This window comes from Halocynthiibacter styelae (assembly GCF_016123485.1).
In the GTDB taxonomy this organism is placed as follows: domain Bacteria; phylum Pseudomonadota; class Alphaproteobacteria; order Rhodobacterales; family Rhodobacteraceae; genus Halocynthiibacter; species Halocynthiibacter styelae.
In genome coordinates this window covers 192,344-212,034 of record NZ_JADCKQ010000004.1, presented here as the reverse complement: position 1 = coordinate 212,034, position 19,691 = coordinate 192,344, and the positions used below count along the sequence as shown (strand labels likewise).

Here is a 19,691-nt window from a genome sequence, read left to right as displayed (position 1 = left end):
CTGCGAACACTTCTTTCCAAAGCGTAAAGATCCGTCTAGTTTCGCCTGCATGAATGATTTTGACGAATTCGACGCCTTTGAGGCCGCTGCAGCCCCATCAAGTGTACCACTGAGCCAGCGGGCGATGGCCGCGCGCCCGACGCCTTATCTGGATGAACTGAACCCGGCGCAACGCGAGGCTGTGGAGCGTCTGGACGGGCCTGTGTTGATGCTTGCGGGGGCGGGCACGGGCAAAACCAAGGCGCTGACGGCGCGGATCGCACATCTTATCAACACGGGTCGCGCGCGCCCTGATGAAATCCTTGCGGTGACATTCACCAATAAAGCTGCCCGGGAAATGAAGAACCGCGTCGGCGGCTATCTGGGCCATGGCGGTGATTCCATGCGCTGGATGGGGACGTTTCATGCGATCTGTGTGAAACTGCTGCGACGCTATGCGGAACTGGTTGGTTTGAAATCGAATTTCTCAATCCTGGACACAGACGATGTAAAACGTTTGCTGCGTCAGTTGATTGAAGCGGCGGGTCTTGACCGCAAACGCTGGCCGGAACGTGAGCTGGCGAATGTGATTGATGCCTGGAAAAACCGCGCCTGGACGCCGGAAACTCTGCCATCTGGCGAGGCTTCGGCATTTAATGGCATGGGCGCTGCGATTTATAAGCAATATCAACAGCGCCTGCGCGAGTTAAACGCCTGTGATTTCGGCGACCTACTGATGCATATGGTGACGATTTTTCAGAAGCACGACGATGTGCTGGCGCAATATCACCGCTGGTTCCGCTATGTGCTGGTGGACGAATATCAGGATACAAACGTCGCGCAATATCTCTGGCTGCGCTTGCTGGCCCAGGGGCATAAGAATATCTGCTGTGTCGGGGATGATGATCAGTCGATCTATGGCTGGCGGGGAGCTGAGGTTGGCAACATCCTGAAGTTTGAAAAGGATTTCCCCGGGGCCCATGTGGTGCGGCTGGAACAGAATTACCGCTCCACCCCGCATATTCTTGCGGCGGCCTCTGCGGTGATTGCCGGCAATGAGAACCGCCTTGGCAAGGAATTGTGGACGGAACGCAAAGATGGCGAGAAAGTTCGCCTGATGGGCCATTGGGATGGCGATGAAGAAGCGCGCTGGATCGGCGAAGAAATTGAAGCGAACCAGCGTGGCACCCGGGGGGCAGGTCCGCGCAGTCTGGAAGATATGGCGATCCTTGTGCGGGCGTCGCATCAGATGCGCGCTTTCGAAGATCGCTTCCTGTCCATTGGCTTGCCGTACCGTGTTATCGGTGGGCCACGTTTCTATGAGCGCATGGAAATCCGCGATGCCATGGCCTATTTTCGCGTTGTCACCCAGCCCGACGATGATCTGGCGTTTGAACGCATTGTGAATACGCCAAAGCGCGGTGTCGGGGATAAAGCGCTGCAGAATATTCAGGTCTGTGCGCGTCAGAATTCGGTTTCGCTGCTGGAAGCCACGCGTCTTTTATTGGGCGCGGGGGAAATCAAGGGCAAGGGGAAGGGCGAATTGACAAAGCTGATGGACAGCTTTGATCGCTGGCGTGGGCTTGCACAGCCCGGGCGCGTGTCCCAGGTGGTTGAGGATCAGGATGATGATCTGTTTGAAGATTTCTCTGAACCTGAAACCACGACGCAAGTCAGCCATATCGAACTGGCCGAAGCGATCCTGGATGAATCTGGCTACACCGCCATGTGGCAGAAGGATAAAACGCCGGAAGCCCCGGGGCGACTTGAAAACCTGAAAGAACTTGTGAAGGCGCTTGAGAGTTTTGAGAACCTGCAGGGGTTCCTGGAACATGTGGCGCTGATCATGGAAAACGATTCCGCGGAATCTGAAGAAAAGTTGACGATCATGACCCTGCACGCCGCAAAAGGTCTGGAATATCCCGTGGTTTTCCTGCCCGGCTGGGAAGAAGGTTTGTTCCCAAGCCAGCGCTCTATGGATGAAAGCGGCGTGAAGGGGCTGGAAGAAGAACGGCGTCTGGCCTACGTCGGCATCACCCGCGCAGAAGAATTGTGCTATATCACTTTCGCAGGCAATCGCCGGGTTTATGGCCAGTGGCAAAGCCAGCTGCCAGGACGTTTCATTGATGAGCTGCCCGAACTGCATGTGGAAGTTCTGTCCTCTGCAGAAGCAGGTATGGGGCGGTCTGCCGGGTTTGGCGGGTTTGACGATTTTGGTGGCAGGTCCACTGTCAGCGCCATGCAAAAACGTGCGATGGATGCGGATGGCTGGGACACGCCAGGTTATAAACGCATGCAGGCACGTCAGGCCGCTGGCCCGCGTACGGCTGTTACGCCGAAACGAAAGCGCGCCAATATGATGGTGGATGGTGACGCGCAGGAGCTGTTTCGCCCGGGCGATCGTATCTTTCAGACGAAATTCGGTTACGGCACCGTGATGGATGCCACCGGCGATACGCTGGATGTGGAATTCGACAAAGCCGGTGCCAAAAAGGTGAAGGCGGGTTTTGTTGTGGCGGCAGACCGCGCAGGCGACGTACCGTTTTAAGAGGTAAGGGGCGGTTCCTTCTCCGCCCCGTCTATCCGGTAAGGATTAAAGCAGCCCTTTGATCACCGGCACCAGCGTCAGGATCAGCAGCGCAGCCATTGTCAGATTAAACGCACGCAGACGGGCGGGGCTTTGCAGCCAGCGACGGATCTGTGTTCCCATCCAGGCCCAGGTACTGACAGATGGCAGGTTGGTGCAGCTGAAAGCGACGGCGACCAGAAGGGATGTCATCCAGAGAGGGGCGGTGCTGGCTTCGGGGCCGTAGTTGGTCTGCGCGGTGATACCCATGTAAATGGCCTTGGGATTAACCCACTGAAAAGCAGCCGCTTGCAGGAATGTGAAAGGCCTGGCGCCATCCTTTGGTTTGCCCGGTGCGCTCGCGGTGGCGATTTTATACGAGAGATACACAAGGTAGACAGAACAGATCACCGTCAGGATCAATTTCAGCATTGGGAAAGTTTTGAAGATCTGTAGCAATCCGAGCCCAAGGATAAAAACCATAAACCCGTGCCCAAGCGAAATCCCCGCCATATGTGGCAGGGATCGGCGGAAGCCGTAATTTGCACCGGACGCCATCAGCATCAGATTGTTCGGGCCGGGGGTGATGGAACTGACAAAAGCGAAGGTGATCAGGGCGGGAAGAAAGTCGAAAGTCATGGTCTTATCCTTATTGCCTACTGATCATTGCGCTATACCCTCGCAATCGCAGGTCTTTCTTGTTTGTAATTTGGTAAATTTTGCAATTATTATCAGTCATGGATCATAAATCAGATGAAATATTGCGCATTCTGTCGCGTGAAGGGCGGATCGCAAACACTGAACTGGCGGAACGTGTGGCGCTTTCTCCTTCCGCCTGTCTGCGACGTGTGCAGGAAATGGAACGCCAGGGCGTGATCAAAGGTTACCGCGCGGTGATGGATCGCGAAAAGACCGGGGCAGGGTTTGCCTGTTACGTGTTGGTCGGACTGGCCGATCATTCGAAACAGGCCCAGGCCGGATTTGAACAGGCCATTGCTGCGGCGCGCGAAGTGCGGGAATGCCATAACATCGCCGGTGCACATGAATATTTATTACGGGTCGAGACAGCAGATTTGCAAAGCTACAAGCATTTCCATACGGAAATTCTGGGCACGATCAAAGGTGTGGCGTCCATCAGCAGCCTGGTTGTGATGGGAAGTTCAAAAGATGAACGGGCATAACGCTTGTAAATCGTTTCAATGGCCTGTGGCTTGGTCAGAACGTATATTTGTCTGTGTCCAGGAAACTGCGGAACGGCACGCCCTGTTGCGCGTAGAATTGCTTTACTTTGCCTGAGAAATGATGAAGCCGGATTTGCGATACGGTCATCGGCACAAGGCAAAGTGTAAAGGCCATCATGCTGCCCCCCAGTTTGACCAGCGAGAGTTCTGGGTAAGACACCAGCGCATAAATGATGCAAAGAAAAAGCCCGGAACCGCCTGAACCTGCCATCCACATATACCCGTTCCGTTTGGAAGAACTGTAGTTTAGGGGACATAGGCCCGCAGTCATTTCAGTGTGCATGCTGAAGTTGCCGATGGACAGCAGGACGTATTCAGCATCCTGCAGATGTGTCGCGTTTCTATGTATTTTGCGCCAGAATGCACCGGTGTTGTAGGCTCTGATTTGTGGTGCGAAAACCGCGACATTTCCGCTGCCCGCGACGGGAAGTACGCGCATGGGAATACAAGCCAGATCGGTATCGTACATTTGGTCGGCCAGATGCCTGGGAAGCTGCAGGGGGATGTTCTCAGCGTCATGATCGTCGCAGATATCCATCCGGCAATCGGGTTCAGGGCTGGGACGCAGGGTGTAGCTTGCGTTCAGGACAATTGCCTTGCCCGTCAGAGGATCGTCGGTGTCAGATGTTCGATGTAAACAAGCCCAGGCGATTTTACGCGCTTGCCTGTTGCGCCGTATCACCTGCCGGATTGTCCAGGCAGCGAGCGACGTAAGGAAAGCAATGAATAAGCCAGTGCCGACAATTGCAAGCAGACGTTGTTGATCCACATAAATCAAAAAAGCGATGTAGATGAAAAAGGCGATCGCTCCGGCAAACCCGACAATATAGAGAAAGATGAATGTGTAATCTGAGATCAAACCCCAGGCCATATTCCGACGGCGCTGTGTAAGTGCGCTTTGTACCCATATGCATTCAGCATCTGTTAGTGTCAGACTTTGATCGTAGAGGTCTGTGTTGAACAGGGGGTGTGGGTGCACTGTGGGGCTGTTATAACGTTTGATACTCATGACGCAGGTTTATTAAAAAGGGCGGGAACATGTCCCGCCCTCTATTGTTTATCCTGCGAAGGTAATCAATCCGAAGAAGATCACCGCAGATAGGATCGCAGCGGCAGGGACGGTGATGACCCAGGCGGCGATGATTGTCATGAAATGGGAACGGCGAACCAGTTTGCGACGTGCGCGTTCCTCGCGTGTCAGGGCAGGGCGGTCCGGCATTTCGCGGCGGGCCTTTTTCAGGCGACGCTCTGCATCCCATTCACGGAAGAATCCCACACCAAACACACCGCCAACGGCGATATGCGTGGAACTGACGGGAAGGCCAAGCCAGCTTGCGACAATCACTGTGATCGCAGCGGACAGGGCCACACAATAGGCGCGCATCGGGTTCAGCTTGGTGATCTGACCGCCAACCATGCGGATCAGTTTCGGGCCAAACAGGAACAGACCAAAGGAAATCCCCAGCGCCCCAATCACCATCACCCAAATAGGGATGCTGACAGCGGCGGTGAAATCACCGGATTGTGATGCCTGAACGATTGCAGCCAGCGGACCAACCGCGTTTGCAACATCGTTTGCGCCATGGGCAAAGCTGAGCATCGCAGCGGATACGATCAGTGGGATGGCAAACAGAACCTTCAGGGATTTGTTGCGATTCTCAAGGCCTTCAGATTGCTTTTTGATCACAGGGATCATGATTGCCCATGTGGCGGCACCCAGTGCCAGGCCGATCAGGAGTGAGGTCTGCAGATCAATCTTGATGATCTTTTTTAGACCTTTCACAGACAGATAGGCCGCAAACGCACCGGCCATAATCGCGACCAATACAGGCACCCATTTGCGTGCTGCTGCGATTTTGTCGTCCTGATAGATGATGCGGGATTTGATTAAGGCCAGGAAGCCTGCAGCAACTAATCCACCCAACACGGGTGAGATCACCCAGCTGGCTGCGATTTTTCCCATGGTCGGCCAGTTGACGGCGGCAAAACCTGCGGCGGCAATCCCTGCGCCCATCACACCACCAACCACGGAATGTGTGGTGGATACCGGTGCGCCAACCCAGGTGGCAAGGTTCACCCAAAGCGCCGCAGCCAAAAGCGCTGCCATCATCGCCCAGATGAAGGTGGACGCATCGCCCATGCTTTCCGGTGCGATAATGCCTTTTGCGATGGTGGAAACTACATCACCACCTGCGATCAAAGCGCCGGCACTTTCAAACACTACAGCGATCAGAATCGCGCCGCCCATGGTCAGCGCGTTTGCGCCCACGGCAGGGCCCATATTATTTGCCACATCATTGGCACCGATGTTCAGGGCCATGTAGGCCCCAAAACAAGCTGCAATCACAACAATGGCAGTATTGCCCCCGTCCGTTCCGAAGAACAGTACGGCAAACAGGCCAGCCAGCATGATGAAGACAAAGGCCAGGCCGGGACCAACCAGGGGGCGGGTCATATAGCCGGTGGCGCTTTCAAGATTGGAATAACGGGCCAGATCGCGATCCAGCGTTTCAAGATGACGGGCGTCATCACTCTTTTGGTCACCCATGAGAAAATCCTCGCAAAACTCAGGGCCGTTATTCACGTCTGAGCGCATGGCGCAAGGATTCTGTCATGAATCTGTTACAAATTGTCGTGGATGTTACAGAATAAAAAAACGGCGGCGCCCGGGAGGAGGAGTGGGCACCGCCGTTATTATAAACCCGGACTAAAGGGAGGAGGCGTCCGGGTTATGAGACCATCCGCGCAAAGGGAGGAGAAGCGCATCTGGTCTTTTAGATCAGGCCAAGGGAGGAAGGCCTTCACTTTACGTTGCACCGGTTGGTGCGAAAAATTGCGACCGCTTTGGGGAGGAAATCAAAGAAGTCGCGCAGTCAGGGTTAAGGGAGGAGAAAACCCTGACCGTATCTCTTAGTGGCCGTAAACAGATTCACGTGCGATGGCAGGGATGCCGGCGCGGGAAAGGCCCAGGTCTGCCAGCTCACGGCTGGACAGTTTGTTCAGTTCGCGTACAGTTTGTTTGTACAGGCGACGGTTCGCAAAGCCCTCAGCGATACGGGCAGCAAAGCCCTGGATGCCAGAGGTCGCGTTTGCGGAGAATACTGTTGTGTTAGCGTATGCCATGATCTTTTCCTTCGTGGTTGGGCGGCACCGGATTGTGTCCGCCGCTTGATGTTGATGGGAAAATAGGGTTTCGCTGCGAATGCACAACTGGCCAAATCATCAATGCCGCTATGCAGCAAATGCATGGCTAATGACCTGAACGTAAAGGGGATGTAACAAAGCCGCGCAGTGGCGGTATCAAACGGTGGTAAAGCGCTGTTTTCCAGGGCAAAAGGTTACAAAGAAGACATATCCCTGAGGAGGGCCTCACCCGATGAGTGATCAAAAAACGATTCTTGCTGAACTTGCACGCGTTCAACTGCCCGATGGTGGCAATCTGGTGAGTCGCGATCTTATTCGTGCCCTGTCCGTTGATGCCGGGCAGGTACGCTTTGTGATTGAGGCGGATGATGCCGATATGGCCGCAAAGATGGAACCGATCCGCAAAGCGGCGGAAGATCTGGTGAAGGCACTGCCTGGTGTGGATGCGGCATCTGTGGTGCTGACGGCCCATGGCCCGGCTGCACCTGCAAAATCTCAGACACCACCAGATCTGAAGATCGGCCGCCATCCGACAAAACAGGATGGCCCGGTGGGAGTGCCCGGCGTCGATCACATTATTGTCGTGGCCTCTGGTAAAGGCGGCGTGGGGAAATCCACTGTCTCTTCTAACCTTGCGGTGGCTCTGGCAAAGCAGGGGCGTAAAGTTGGCCTGCTTGATGCCGATATCTACGGCCCGTCGCAGCCGCGCATGATGGGGGTGAATAAGCGTCCCGCCAGCCCGGACGGTAAAACCATCATCCCGCTGCAGGCCCATGGGGTAACAGTGATGTCCATCGGTCTGATGGTCGAAGAGGATAAAGCCATTGTCTGGCGTGGTCCGATGTTGATGGGCGCGCTGCAACAGATGCTGGGGCAGGTGGAGTGGGGCAAGCTTGATGTGCTGATCCTTGATTTGCCACCAGGCACCGGTGATGTGCAGCTGACCTTGTGCCAGAAAACCAAACTGGATGGTGCGGTTGTGGTGTCTACCCCGCAGGATGTAGCGTTGCTGGATGCGCGTCGGGCGCTGGATATGTTTGACACATTGAACACACCGGTGATTGGTCTTGTTGAAAACATGTCGGCCTTCCATTGTCCGAATTGTGGTCATGAAAGCCATATCTTCGGTCATGGGGGTGTGAAGGATGAGGCTGCGAAAATCGGTGTGCCCTTCCTTGGGGCGCTGCCGATTGATCTGGATACGCGTCTGGCTGGTGACAGCGGTACGCCGGTTGCAGCAGGCGATGGCCCTGCGGCGCAGGCCTATGCCGAGTTGGCAGCAAAGCTGATCGCGGCAGATAAAGCCTGAATCGACCCGACCTTGTAAGGCTGGCAGGCATTGGGCAATAGTTGTGGGAATTCATGGGCGCGCCGGTTTCTGACCGGCGCGTTTGCTTTGGGAATGCATGGGAAGCCTGTCGAAAATCACGAAAATCCACGTATTTTGCGGTTAGCTGGGAAGATTTGGGGGAATTTTGGGCAAACATGGGAAAAAACTTAGCCACTACATCTGGTGTGTGCTGATTGACTGTTTCGCCACAATCTGTGTTTTTCGGGTGCTTTTCTACTGATTTAGGCGATTTTTTGTATTGTGCCTTACCAGTAGGGCCGTAAAAAACTATTGATTTCCATAAATTCCCATGGCATCCCTAATGACAGATGAACGGGAATTAAGGGGCATCAAGACCCCATGAACACCAAGAGCAGGTTTCATACAGGCGCTCGTTTCATCGAAAAACAAGAGATCCGGCGCGTGAGCGAGCAGACATCCCCCGATGGCACGCGTAGCTGGGCTTCCCCACAAAGTGGGAATCAGAGCGGCAGGTTGAGCAGTGGCAGCAGCTCAACCTGCCGTTTTACTTCAGGGGGCAGATTTTTGACCGATTGCGGTCAGGGGACATTTAAACAGGAGCCGCAACAGTGGTCCGCAGGTTCAGAGGCGAAAGCCACCACAAGGTGGATACGAAGGGCAGGGTGTCTATCCCGGCCTCTTTTCGCCGTGTGCTTGAATCAGGGGATCCGAACTGGACTGAAGGCCTGAACCCTGAACTTGTAATCGTTTATGGTTCTGACAAGCGTCAGTACCTGGAATGTTTCACCATGGAAGCGATTGATGATGTGGAACGCCGCATCGAAAAGCTGCCCCGTGGTGATAAGCGCCGCAAAGCCTTGCAGCGTCTTTATAACACACAATCGATCCTGACTTCTGTGGATGAAACCGGCCGTCTCGTGCTGTCTGCAAAGCTGCGCGACAAGCTTGATCTGGCTGGCATGGCATTTTTTGCAGGGAACGGTGACACGTTCGAGATCTGGAAGCCTGAGACATATGATGTCGAGATGGATGCGGATCTGGAAGCAGATGATGATTTTGATCCGGAGGCCGATGCCTCGGTCTATCTGGATGGTGAAGAGGGGCTGTAAACCATGAGTGACACCCCGGAAAAGAAACCACATATTCCCGTATTACTGAGACCGCTTTTAAAGGCGGTTTCTCCTGTTTCAGGTATCTGGCTGGATGGAACTTTCGGGGCTGGCGGCTATACGCGTGGCCTGCTTGAGGATGGTGCGGATTGTGTGATCGGTGTCGATCGCGATCCGCTGGCCTTTGAAATGGCGGCACCCTGGGCCGGAGAATACGGTGATCGCCTGCGCATGGTGCCGGGCAACTTTGCGGATATGGATGCGCTTGCCGGCGAATTGCTGGACGGTGTTGTGCTGGATCTTGGCGTGTCGTCCATGCAGCTGGATCTGGCGGAGCGCGGCTTTTCCTTCATGAAAGACGGCCCGCTTGATATGCGCATGAGCCAGGATGGTGTGTCTGCGGCAGATGTGGTGAATTCCGCATCCGAGGCGGTGCTTGCGGATATTCTGTTCCAATATGGCGAAGAACGCCAGTCGCGTAAGATTGCCAAAGCGATCATCGCGGCACGGGCTGAGGCACCTTTTGAAAGCACGCTGCAGCTGGCAGATCTGATTGAAAACACTCTGCCACGCACAAAGCCCGGGCAAAGCCATGCGGCCACGCGCAGCTTTCAGGCCCTGCGCATTGCGGTGAATGATGAATTTGGCGCGTTGATTGCAGGTCTTGAAGCCGCAGAACGCGCCCTGAAACCTGGCGGCCAGCTGGCGGTTGTGACCTTCCATTCTCTGGAAGACCGCGTGGTGAAACGTTTCCTTGCGGCACGTTGTTCCGCAGGTGGTGGTGGCAGTCGCCATGCGCCGCAGACGGCGGATCGTAACCCGGAATTTACCCAGAAAATGCGCCGTGCGATTGGCCCGGATGACCAGGAATTGGAAGAAAACCCCCGTTCTCGTTCCGCCCGTCTGAGGGTTGCGGAACGCACAGATGCAGTGCCTTCGCCTTTTGATCGCAAAGGCATGGGCCTGCCGAAACTCACGCTGGACGGAGGTGTGGTCTGATGCGCAGTATTATGTTTCTGCTGACAGGTCTTGTGGTGATTGGTCTGGCCTTCTGGGCCTACCGCGAAAACTATCGCACCCAGGAAGTTGCCCGCGAAATCCGTACTTTGCAACTTGAGATCGCGGAAACCCGGGGCGCTCTGGCTATTCTGAATGCGGAATGGGCTTATCTGAACCGCCCGGACCGCCTGCGTAATCTGGCCGAGCTGAACTTTGACAGCCTGGGGCTTTTGCCAATGAATGGCGGCCACTTTGTGCAAGTTGATCAGGTCGCATGGCCTGCACCGGTGAGTGTGTTTGCGCAAATCGAAAACCCTGTGGAAGTGCGGGGCATTCTGGATGATGCACAAGGGGTAAGCGAATGATCCGCACGCCTCTGCGTCCGCTGGCGCGTATTCTATCCGCCCGAGAACAAGGCGAAAATCCGGACCGGATTGAACGCGACAATATTCGTGCGCGCCATGACGACATGCAGGGAAAAGCCCGTCAGCGTGCTGAAGGGCGGCTTCTTGTCTTGTCTGTTCTGTTTCTGGCGGCTTTTTCCGCTGTCGGCCTGCGTATGGGATCGATTTCGGTTTCTGCGCCGCAGGAACCCAGGTCCGGCGGTGGTGGCGACAATATCCTGGCACAGCGGGCTGATATCACAGACCGAAACGGTCATATCCTTGCGACAAATATTGCGACCTACGCACTTTATGCCCACCCGCAGCAGATGATTGACCCTGTCGGAGCAGCTGCGCGTCTGGTCGAAATCTTCCCGGAACTCGATCATGAACAGATCCTGCGGCAGTTCACCGGCGAGCGGAAGTTCGTCTGGGTGCGTCAGAAGCTCAGCCCGGAACAGCGTCAGGCTGTGCATGATATCGGCGAACCCGGCCTGCTGTTTGGTCCACGCGAAATGCGACTTTATCCGAATGGTGCGCTTGCAGCCCATGTGATGGGCGGAGCGTCTTTCGGGCGCGAAGGGGTGAATTCTGCCGAGGTGATCGGTGTCGCGGGTGTTGAACAGGTCTTTGACGAAACCCTGCGTGATCCGGCCAACAATGGCGAACCTCTGGTTTTGTCTCTGGACATGACCGTGCAGGCGGTCGCAGAAGAAGTGCTGGATGGCGGCATGCAACTGATGAGCGCAAAGGGTGCGGCGTCTGTTCTGATGGACATCCACACAGGCGAGGTCATCTCTGTTGTATCGCTGCCGGATTTTGACCCCAATGAACGCCCGCGTCCTCTGACCGAAGGGGATCAGTCTGACAGCCCGCTGTTTAACCGTGCGGTGCAAGGCGTGTATGAGCTGGGTTCGACCTATAAGCTGTTTGCGTTGGCCCAGGCGATGGATGAAGGTCTGATCAACGCAAATACGATGATCGATACCCAGGGCCCGATGCAATGGGGGCGGTTTAAGATCCGTGATTTCCATGATTACGGCCCGCAGCTGACGGCAACCGATGTTCTGGTTAAGTCTTCCAACATTGGTACAGCACGTGTGGCTCTGATGTTTGGCGGGGAACGCCAGCGTGCCTTTCTTGCCAGCATGGGGCTGACAGAACCTTCGCCACTTGAGATTGTTGAGGCATCCGGGAGCCAGCCGCTGTTGCCGCCGAACTGGTCCGAACTGTCGACCATGACGATTTCCTATGGTCACGGGATCAGTGCCAGCCCAATGCATCTGGCTGCGGCCTATGCAGCGATGGTCAATGGTGGCACCCGTGTGACACCAACGCTTTTGCGACAGGACAGCGCGCAAACAGGACCGCGGGTGATTTCAGAGCAAACCTCACGTATCGCTGTAGATATGCTGCGCCAAGTGGTGACACGGGGTACGGCAAGCTTTGGCGATGTCGAAGGTTATGAAGTGGGTGGTAAGACCGGTTCTGCCGATAAGCCACGCCCGAATGGCGGATATTATGATGACAAGGTGATTTCCACCTTTGCATCCGTCTTTCCGGCATCTGATCCGCAATATGTGCTGATCGTGACCCTGGATGAACCCTCCATTGAGGGTCTTGGCGAAATGCGCCGTACCGCAGGCTGGACAGCTGTGCCGGTTGCGGCAGAGATGACACGCCGCATTGCGCCGCTTCTTGGTCTGCGTCCTCAGATTGAAACTCCTGCCCTGACTGCGGTAACACTCAGCAGTAACTAAGTGGTGACAGAATCAATAGCGCAGGGGTGCAGAGGCCATGGGACAAACATCAGGAAATTTGGGCCCGGTGCCCGCGCCAAGGCCGCTTTCTGAATTCGGGCTGCATGCACGTGGGGACTGGGATGTTCAGATCACTGGCGTGTCTGTGGATTCCCGTGACGTCAAAACCGGTCATCTCTTTGCAGCCCTTCCTGGTGTGAAAGCCCACGGTGCAGAATTCATTCAATATGCGTTGCGTATGGGTGCGGCTGCAATCCTGACGGACCCTCAGGGTGCTGAAATTGCAGCGAAAGATCTGGCGAGCTACCCGGAAGTTGCAGTTGTTGTCGTCGAAGAACCCCGCGCGGCCCTGGCATATACATCGGCGCTTTGGTTCGGCGGACAGCCGGAAATCATGGTGGCGGCCACCGGTACAAACGGAAAAACATCTGTCGCGACCTTCACCCGTCAGATTTGGGAAGAGCTGGGCCTGGCAGCAGTGAACTTTGGCACGACCGGTGTGGAGGGAGCGGTAAGCGCCCCCCTGAACCACACAACCCCGGAACCCATCACGCTGCATCGCCTGCTGGCCAAACTGAAGGCTGAAGGCATCACCCACGCCGCGATGGAGGCATCCTCCCATGGCCTGGCACAAAATCGCCTGGACGGGGTGCGCCTGATGGCGGCGGCTTTTACGAACTTCAGTCAGGATCATCTGGATTACCACAAAGATTTTGACGACTATTTCAACGCCAAAGCCGGGTTGTTTAACCGGGTTCTGGCGGATGAAGGCACGGCAGTGATCAACACGGACGATCCTCGTGGCAAAGATATGCAGGAAATTGCGCTGGATCGTGGGCATCGTGTTCTGACCATTGGTCATGGTGATTGCGATATGAGGATCATGGGGCAGCGGTATGATGCGACCGGGCAGGACTTGCTGTTTGAATTCATGGGGGAAAACCACCATGCGCGTCTGAACCTGATCGGGGGTTTTCAGGCGGAAAATATCCTTGCGGCGACGGGCCTTGTGATTGGTACAGGGATTGAACCGCAAGAGGTTTTCCAAACCTTGCCACATCTGACAACCGTACGTGGCCGGATGCAATTGGCAGCAACCCGCGCCAATGGTGCGCCTGTGTTTGTCGATTATTCCCACACGCCTGAGGCCGTCGCGACAGCGCTGAAAGCACTGCGCCCGCATGTGATGGGCAAGATTGTGGTGCTGGTGGGGGCTGGCGGTGATCGTGACACGTCCAAGCGCCCGTTGATGGGGCGTGCAGCCTGTGAAAATGCCGACGTGGTCTTTGTGACCGATGACAACCCGCGCTCTGAGGATCCTGCGGTGATCCGTGCCGCTGTCATGGCTGGCTGTGCAGAGGTTGAAGGCATCACCGCCGTTGAAGTTGGTGACCGGGCCGAAGCCATCCTGCGCGGCGTTGATGCGCTGGGACCGGGCGATGCTTTGCTGATCTGCGGAAAGGGCCATGAAACCGGCCAGGTCGTGGGCGATCAGGTGTTGCCATTTGATGATTGCGAACAGGCAAGCGTGGCCGTGGCGGCGCTGGAAGGACGTCTGACATGACTTTATGGACGGCGAAAGACGCTGCGCGTGCGACTGGCGGCCAGGCGATTGGTGACTGGTCCGTGTCCGGGATTTCGATTGATACCCGCAGCATTCAGAAGGGGGATCTCTTTGTTGCCCTGAAAGCCGCGCGCGACGGACATGATTTTGTCGCACAGGCGCTTGAAAAAGGCGCAGGTGCCGCCCTTGTCAGCCGGATACCAGAAGGTGTTTCTGCGGATGCGCCCTTGCTTTTGGTTGATGATGTTCTGGCGGGCCTCGAAGAGCTTGGCCGCGCGGGGCGTGCGCGTTTTCAGGGGCGTGTGGTTGCGATCACCGGTTCGGTCGGGAAGACGTCCACCAAAGAAATGCTGCGCGAAGTTCTGGGGCGCCAGGGCCAGGTCCATGCGGCAGAGGCCTCTTTCAACAATCACTGGGGCGTGCCGATCACACTGGCGCGTATGCCTGTGGATGCAGATTACGCGGTGATTGAAATCGGGATGAACCATCCGGGCGAAATCGCCCCGCTTGCAAAAATGGCGCGTCCGCATGTGGCGATGATCACGACAATTGCGCCCGCACATCTGGAAGCTTTTGAGAATATCGAAGGTATTGCGCGGGAAAAGGCTGCTATCTTTGAGGGGCTTGAACCTGGCGGTGTCGCTGTATTGCCCGGAGATCTGGAAACCAGTGACATTCTGAAAGCCGGGCAGAGCGATCCCGTATTATTTGGCGAAGGCGATCAGCCCTGGCAGGTGAAGACAGTGCAGCTGAGTGCGGGACAAACCGTGATCACGGCTGTGATCCCGGCGGGCGATCTGGTGTTTAAGCTGGATTGCGCAGGGCGGCATTTCGCCCGCAATGCAATCGGTGCGCTTGGCGCGGTGGATGCACTTGGCGCAGATGCAAGTATCGCAGCCCAGGATATGATGCGCTGGCAGCCTCCGGGGGGGCGTGGTCAGCGTGAAATTATCCGCCTTGATCCGGTTCAGGACGCGGAAATCGTGTTGCTGGATGACGCCTTTAATGCCAACCCCGCATCTATGGCGGCAGCGCTTGAGGTACTGGCTTCTGAGACAGCTGCAAAACGCCGGATCGCTGTACTGGGTGACATGCTGGAACTTGGTCCGACTGAGATTGAAGATCACCGTGCTGTTGCCGATCTGGCCGCGTTGGAAGAGATCGATCTTGTGCATTGCGTCGGGCCACGGATGAAGGCGCTTTGGGATGTGTTGCCTGCGCGCCAGCGTGGCGAATATGACGAAGCTGCAGAGGATCTTACCTCTCGCGTGCATAATCTGTTGCGCCCGGGTGACGCTGTACTGGTAAAAGGCTCCAAAGGTATAAAAGTCAGCCTTGTGGTTGACGCTTTGCGCCGGCTGGGCGATGTCCGCCCCGGATCAGAAATCGCATCAGATGCTGCGCAACAGGAAGGACAGGGTTAAATGCTGTATTGGTTAACAGGGCTTTCAGACGGGGGGGATTTCTTCAACCTCTTCCGTTATATCACCTTCCGGGCAGGCGGTGCGTTCTTCACGGCGCTGATCTTTGGCTTTCTCTTTGGTCGTCCCCTGATCAATCTGCTGCGTCGTAAGCAATCCAACGGTCAGCCCATTCGCGAAGATGGCCCGCAAAGCCACCTGGAAACCAAAAAAGGCACGCCAACCATGGGCGGTGTTCTGATCCTTGGCGCGCTTTTGCTTGCGACGATCCTTTGGGCGCGACTTGATAATGGCTTTGTCTGGATGGTGATGTTTGTCACCGCTGGCTTTGGTCTGATTGGCTTCGCAGATGATTATGCGAAGGTCAGCAAAAATAATGTGGCCGGTGTGTCGGGTAAGATCCGCCTGGGGCTTGGCTTTGCCATTGCTGCGACTGCAGGTTTCTGGGCGCAATATCTGCATCCCGATCCCCTGGCAGGTCAATTGGCCCTGCCGGTGTTTAAAGACACGCTGATCAACCTGGGTTGGTTCTTTGTGCCCTTCGCGATGATCGTAATCGTGGGTTCCGCCAATGCTGTGAACCTGACCGATGGTCTGGATGGCCTGGCGATTATGCCGGTGATGATTGCCGCCGGTGCGCTGGGAGTGATTGCCTATGCGGTGGGGCGCGTGGATTTCACTGAATATCTGGATGTGCATTATGTACCGGGCACGGGCGAGCTGCTGATCTTTGTTGCCGCACTTTTTGGCGGTGGTCTTGGGTTCCTCTGGTACAACGCCCCGCCTGCTGCGGTATTTATGGGCGATACGGGTTCCCTGGCTCTGGGCGGCGCGCTTGGTTCCGCTGCGGTTGCGACCAAGCACGAACTTGTCTGGGCGGTGATTGGCGGGTTGTTTGTGGTCGAGGCACTTTCTGTGATCATTCAGGTGCTTTATTATAAACGCACTGGTAAACGTGTTTTCCTGATGGCACCGATCCACCACCATTTTGAGAAAAAAGGTTGGGCAGAGCCACAGATTGTGATCCGTTTCTGGATCATCGCGCTGATACTGGCGCTGATTGGTCTGGCAACGCTGAAAGTGCGTTAGATCTGCGATCGGGGCAGGGGGCTCTGCCCCCGTCCTTTCAGGACTCCCCCGGGGTATTTTGGAAAGATGAAGAGGGCTGAGGCCCTGACAGGAGAGCGCGATGATACCAGTTCAGGGATATGAGGGCCGCAAGGTTGGTGTTCTGGGGCTGGGCCGTTCGGGCCTGGCTGCGGCTGCGGCGCTTGAAGCAGGTGGCGCAGAGGCGCTTTTGTGGGATGACAGCCAGGAAGCGCGCGATGCGGCGGAAGGCAGGGGGTTTACGGTTACGAAACTGACCCGGGATATGGATGAGCTGGCGGCATTGATTGTGTCTCCGGGCATCCCGCATCTTTATCCTGCACCCAATCCGGTGATTGAAGCGGCCCTGCGCGCCGGTGTGCCTGTGGACAATGATATCGGGCTGTTCTTCCGTTCCTTCGCAACACCGGAATGGTCTGAACTGGATGTGACACCAAAGGTCATTGCGGTGACCGGCTCCAACGGGAAATCTACAACATCCGCCCTGATCCACCACTGTCTTGAAGTCGCTGGAAAGCCCTGTCAGCTGGCGGGCAATATCGGGCGTGGCGTGTTGGATATTGATCCGGCGCATGATGGCGAAGTTGTTGTGCTGGAGCTGTCGTCTTACCAGACCGATCTGGCGCGCAGCCTGACGCCTGACGTGGCGGTCTTTACCAACCTTTCTGAGGATCACCTGGACCGCCATGCGGGTATGGGGGGCTATTTCGCCGCCAAGCGCCGGTTGTTTGCCGAAGGTGGGCCGGATCGCGCGGTGATTGGTGTGGATGAGGCAGAGGGGCTTTATCTGGCTAATCAGCTGTCTGAGGGCATGGTGGATGACCAGGTGATCCGGGTTTCTGTCACGGGAAAAGTCGGTGGCATGGGCTGGAATGTCACGGCGAAGAAAGGGTTCCTGGCGGAACGTCGCAAGGGCAAACAGATCGGTTCCATTGATTTGCGCGAAATGCGCGGATTGCCGGGACGCCACAATCATCAGAATGCCTGTGCAGCCTATGCGGCTTTGCGATCCCTGGGGATTGCGCCCCGGGTGATTGAGAAGGGCTTTGAAAGCTTTGGCGGGTTACCGCATCGCTCGCAACATCTGGGCGAAAAAGATGGCGTGACTTTTGTGAATGACAGCAAGGCCACCAATGTAGACAGTGCGGCCCAGGCTCTGCAGGCTTTCCAGAATATCCGCTGGATTGCCGGGGGGCTTGGTAAGGAAGGCGGTATTTCATCGCTGGTGCCCCATCTGGACAGCGTGAAGAAAGCCTATCTGATCGGCCATTCCGCCCGTGATTTTGCGCTGGAGATTAGCGATACAGATTATGCGATCTGTGAAGTGATGGAACGCGCGGTGGAACAGGCGTTTGAAGAAGCAGAGCCAGGTGACACCATCCTTCTGGCCCCGGCTGCAGCCAGTTTCGATCAATACCCGAATTTCGAGCTGCGCGGTGATGCGTTTGCGGCTGAAGTAAAGAAAATCCTGGCGCGCTGATATCAGCGCGCGGCGGCCTTAATCATATCCGCCGCCTTTTCCGCGATCATGATCACCGGGGATGCTGTGTTGCCGGAGACGATCTTTGGCATGACAGAGGCATCAATCACCCGCAATCCGTCTATCCCATGCACACGCAGCTGATCATCGACCACGGCCATACTGTCCGATCCCATTTTACAGGTGCCTGTCGGGTGGAAGATGGTGGTGGCGAGGTTGCCTGCTTCGCGTAGCAGATCATCATATGAGGCGATCTGCGGGCCGGGCAGGTATTCTTCCGGGGTGTAGGGCTGCAGGGCCTCGGCCTGCATAATCTCACGCGCCTGTTGCACGGCTTTCACCGCGACGTGTTTATCGCGCTCGGCGGACAGGTAGTTTAGCTTGATCTCAGGTTGCTGCGCGTGATCCTGGCTGGTGGCATGGGTGGAACCCATGCTTTCCGGGCGCAGATTGCAGACGGAAACTGTGATGGCCGGGAAGGGATGCAGCGGATCGCCCAGTTTGTCGCAGGAAAGCGGCTGTACGTGATATTCCAGATCCGGGGTCGCGACTGTTTCGTCTGATTTTGTGAACATGCCGAACTGGCTTGGCGCCATGGAAAGCGGGCCGGACCGTTTCAGGGCATATTGCGCACCCATAGCGATTTTACCCAGAATGCTGTTTGATTTCTCATTCAGGGTTTTGGTGTCGTGGACTTTAAACACGGTGCGGATTTGCAGATGATCCTGCAGGTTTTCACCGACGCCGGGGCTTTCATGTTGGATGGTGACGCCAAGGTCCGACAGTACATCTGCGCGGCCAATGCCAGAGAGTTCAAGGATTTTGGGCGAGTTGATCGCCCCGGCGGCAAGAAGAACCTCACCTCCGGCCGTTGCGGTTTTCAGGATGCCATTCTCGCGCCAGGTCACACCGGTTGCGCGTTTGCCGTCCAGCACCACTGTTTCCGTATGCGCGCCGGTGATCACCCGCAGGTTTTCGCGCCCCTCTGCCGGGTGCAGGAAGGCGCGCGCGGTGGACCAGCGCTGACCGTTATTCTGGTTCACTTCAAAGAAACCCGAACCTTCATTGTTGCCGTCATTAAAATCAGCACGGGGCAGAACGCCGAACTCTGCTGCGCCTTTCTGAAAGGCTCTCAGAATGTCCCATTCAAGGCGTTGGGTTGTGACTTTCCATTCGCCGCCTGCGCCATGCTGATCACTGTCACCGGCATGATGATCTTCAGAGCGTTTGAAATAGGGCAGGACATCATCCCAGCCCCAGCCGGAGTTGCCCATCTGTGCCCAGGTGTCGTAATCCGCCGCCTGACCGCGCATATAGATCATACCGTTGATCGAGGTACATCCGCCCAGAACCTTACCACGCGGGTAATTCAGGGTACGGCCGTTCAGCCCGGCTTCGGGTGCGGTTTTCATCATCCAGTCGGTGCGGGGATTTCCCATACAATAGAGATAGCCCACGGGAATATGGATCCAGTGCCAGTTGTCACGCCCGCCGGCTTCCAGCAACAGCACACGGGTCTTCGGATTCTCAGACAGACGGTTTGCCAGAACACAGCCAGCGGTACCTGCGCCCGCGATGATGTAATCATATGTGCCTTCATGCTGCGCCATCTGCATCCCTTCGGTT

16 protein-coding genes are annotated in these 19,691 nt (G+C 56.2%); 11 read left to right on the top strand and 5 right to left on the bottom strand.

All coding sequences use genetic code 11. The features are described 5' to 3' along the window. The first annotated feature begins 49 nt into the window (after positions 1-49). The gene (locus H1D41_RS07250) at positions 50-2,527 is read left to right on the top strand and encodes an ATP-dependent helicase (RefSeq protein WP_228848260.1); all 2,478 of its coding nucleotides are present in this window, start codon (positions 50-52) and stop codon (positions 2,525-2,527) included. A 45-nt stretch (positions 2,528-2,572) separates the two neighbouring features. Here the strand turns inward: H1D41_RS07250 and H1D41_RS07245 are convergent, their stop codons facing one another. Next, positions 2,573-3,184, bottom strand: coding sequence for a LysE family translocator (locus tag H1D41_RS07245; RefSeq protein ID WP_228848259.1), 612 nt, complete (start codon positions 3,182-3,184; stop codon positions 2,573-2,575). 98 nt (positions 3,185-3,282) lie between these two features. Between H1D41_RS07245 and H1D41_RS07240 the strand changes: the two genes are divergently transcribed. Then, positions 3,283-3,726 carry an Lrp/AsnC family transcriptional regulator gene (locus H1D41_RS07240; protein ID WP_228848258.1) on the top strand — a complete coding sequence of 148 codons (444 nt, stop codon included), beginning with the start codon at positions 3,283-3,285 and terminating at the stop codon, positions 3,724-3,726. A 34-nt stretch (positions 3,727-3,760) separates the two neighbouring features. Here the strand turns inward: H1D41_RS07240 and H1D41_RS07235 are convergent, their stop codons facing one another. The 3 genes from H1D41_RS07235 to H1D41_RS07225 all read right to left on the bottom strand — a co-directional run bounded on the left by H1D41_RS07235 (position 3,761) and on the right by H1D41_RS07225 (position 6,909). Then, positions 3,761-4,795 (bottom strand): hypothetical protein, encoded by a 1,035-nt coding sequence (locus H1D41_RS07235; RefSeq protein WP_228848257.1) that lies wholly within the window; start codon positions 4,793-4,795, stop codon positions 3,761-3,763. Positions 4,796-4,843: 48 nt separating this feature from the next. Continuing rightward, a complete protein-coding gene (locus H1D41_RS07230; protein WP_228848256.1) occupies positions 4,844-6,334 on the bottom strand; it encodes an inorganic phosphate transporter in 1,491 nt (496 codons plus the stop codon). Positions 6,335-6,696: 362 nt separating this feature from the next. Beyond that, positions 6,697-6,909 (bottom strand): DUF1127 domain-containing protein, encoded by a 213-nt coding sequence (locus tag H1D41_RS07225; protein WP_228848255.1) that lies wholly within the window; start codon positions 6,907-6,909, stop codon positions 6,697-6,699. Positions 6,910-7,162: 253 nt separating this feature from the next. On the opposite strand from H1D41_RS07225, the gene H1D41_RS07220 reads away from it, so the two are divergent. From H1D41_RS07220 to murD, 9 genes are all read left to right on the top strand, one after another. Further along, a complete protein-coding gene (locus H1D41_RS07220; RefSeq protein WP_228848254.1) occupies positions 7,163-8,239 on the top strand; it encodes an Mrp/NBP35 family ATP-binding protein in 1,077 nt (358 codons plus the stop codon). A 611-nt stretch (positions 8,240-8,850) separates the two neighbouring features. Beyond that, positions 8,851-9,351 (top strand): division/cell wall cluster transcriptional repressor MraZ, encoded by a 501-nt coding sequence (gene mraZ / locus H1D41_RS07215; protein WP_107497500.1) that lies wholly within the window; start codon positions 8,851-8,853, stop codon positions 9,349-9,351. Between the two features lie 3 nt (positions 9,352-9,354). Continuing rightward, positions 9,355-10,350 (top strand): 16S rRNA (cytosine(1402)-N(4))-methyltransferase RsmH, encoded by a 996-nt coding sequence (rsmH, locus tag H1D41_RS07210; RefSeq protein ID WP_228848253.1) that lies wholly within the window; start codon positions 9,355-9,357, stop codon positions 10,348-10,350. Next, positions 10,350-10,715 carry a cell division protein FtsL gene (gene ftsL, locus H1D41_RS07205; RefSeq protein ID WP_198645463.1) on the top strand — a complete coding sequence of 122 codons (366 nt, stop codon included), beginning with the start codon at positions 10,350-10,352 and terminating at the stop codon, positions 10,713-10,715. The genes rsmH and ftsL overlap by 1 nt, the downstream gene beginning before the upstream one ends. Then, positions 10,712-12,493 (top strand): peptidoglycan D,D-transpeptidase FtsI family protein, encoded by a 1,782-nt coding sequence (locus H1D41_RS07200; RefSeq protein WP_228848252.1) that lies wholly within the window; start codon positions 10,712-10,714, stop codon positions 12,491-12,493. Before ftsL ends, H1D41_RS07200 begins: the two co-directional genes overlap by 4 nt. Positions 12,494-12,560: 67 nt before the next feature. Continuing rightward, on the top strand, positions 12,561-14,057 hold the full coding sequence (locus H1D41_RS07195; RefSeq protein WP_228848251.1) for a UDP-N-acetylmuramoyl-L-alanyl-D-glutamate--2,6-diaminopimelate ligase: 1,497 nt from the start codon (positions 12,561-12,563) through the stop codon (positions 14,055-14,057). Next, the gene (locus H1D41_RS07190; RefSeq protein ID WP_228848250.1) at positions 14,054-15,481 is read left to right on the top strand and encodes a UDP-N-acetylmuramoyl-tripeptide--D-alanyl-D-alanine ligase; all 1,428 of its coding nucleotides are present in this window, start codon (positions 14,054-14,056) and stop codon (positions 15,479-15,481) included. Before H1D41_RS07195 ends, H1D41_RS07190 begins: the two co-directional genes overlap by 4 nt. Then, complete coding sequence (mraY, locus tag H1D41_RS07185) at positions 15,482-16,567, top strand: phospho-N-acetylmuramoyl-pentapeptide-transferase (protein ID WP_228848249.1); 1,086 nt, start codon at positions 15,482-15,484, stop codon at positions 16,565-16,567. It abuts the gene before it with no gap. A gap of 100 nt (positions 16,568-16,667) precedes the next feature. Further along, complete coding sequence (murD, locus tag H1D41_RS07180) at positions 16,668-18,065, top strand: UDP-N-acetylmuramoyl-L-alanine--D-glutamate ligase (protein WP_228848248.1); 1,398 nt, start codon at positions 16,668-16,670, stop codon at positions 18,063-18,065. 2 nt (positions 18,066-18,067) lie between these two features. On the opposite strand, the gene H1D41_RS07175 is transcribed toward murD, so the two are convergent. Further along, positions 18,068-19,675, bottom strand: coding sequence for a GMC family oxidoreductase (locus H1D41_RS07175; RefSeq protein WP_394355395.1), 1,608 nt, complete (start codon positions 19,673-19,675; stop codon positions 18,068-18,070). Between the last annotated feature and the right edge of the window lie 16 nt (positions 19,676-19,691).

Excerpts from the sequence above, each read along its gene's own strand:
- mraY (WP_228848249.1), top strand. The coding sequence starts at position 15,482 with ATGCTGTATTGGTTAACAGGGCTTTCAGACGGGGGGGATTTCTTCAAC.
- H1D41_RS07240 (WP_228848258.1), top strand. The coding sequence starts at position 3,283 with ATGGATCATAAATCAGATGAAATATTGCGCATTCTGTCGCGTGAAGGG.
- H1D41_RS07230 (WP_228848256.1), bottom strand. The coding sequence starts at position 6,334 with ATGGGTGACCAAAAGAGTGATGACGCCCGTCATCTTGAAACGCTGGAT.
- murD (WP_228848248.1), top strand. The coding sequence starts at position 16,668 with ATGATACCAGTTCAGGGATATGAGGGCCGCAAGGTTGGTGTTCTGGGG.
- H1D41_RS07175 (WP_394355395.1), bottom strand. The coding sequence starts at position 19,675 with ATGGCGCAGCATGAAGGCACATATGATTACATCATCGCGGGCGCAGGT.
- H1D41_RS07220 (WP_228848254.1), top strand. The coding sequence starts at position 7,163 with ATGAGTGATCAAAAAACGATTCTTGCTGAACTTGCACGCGTTCAACTG.
- ftsL (WP_198645463.1), top strand. The coding sequence starts at position 10,350 with ATGCGCAGTATTATGTTTCTGCTGACAGGTCTTGTGGTGATTGGTCTG.
- rsmH (WP_228848253.1), top strand. The coding sequence starts at position 9,355 with ATGAGTGACACCCCGGAAAAGAAACCACATATTCCCGTATTACTGAGA.
- H1D41_RS07250 (WP_228848260.1), top strand. The coding sequence starts at position 50 with ATGAATGATTTTGACGAATTCGACGCCTTTGAGGCCGCTGCAGCCCCA.
- H1D41_RS07235 (WP_228848257.1), bottom strand. The coding sequence starts at position 4,795 with ATGAGTATCAAACGTTATAACAGCCCCACAGTGCACCCACACCCCCTG.
- H1D41_RS07225 (WP_228848255.1), bottom strand. The coding sequence starts at position 6,909 with ATGGCATACGCTAACACAACAGTATTCTCCGCAAACGCGACCTCTGGC.
- H1D41_RS07190 (WP_228848250.1), top strand. The coding sequence starts at position 14,054 with ATGACTTTATGGACGGCGAAAGACGCTGCGCGTGCGACTGGCGGCCAG.
- H1D41_RS07245 (WP_228848259.1), bottom strand. The coding sequence starts at position 3,184 with ATGACTTTCGACTTTCTTCCCGCCCTGATCACCTTCGCTTTTGTCAGT.
- H1D41_RS07200 (WP_228848252.1), top strand. The coding sequence starts at position 10,712 with ATGATCCGCACGCCTCTGCGTCCGCTGGCGCGTATTCTATCCGCCCGA.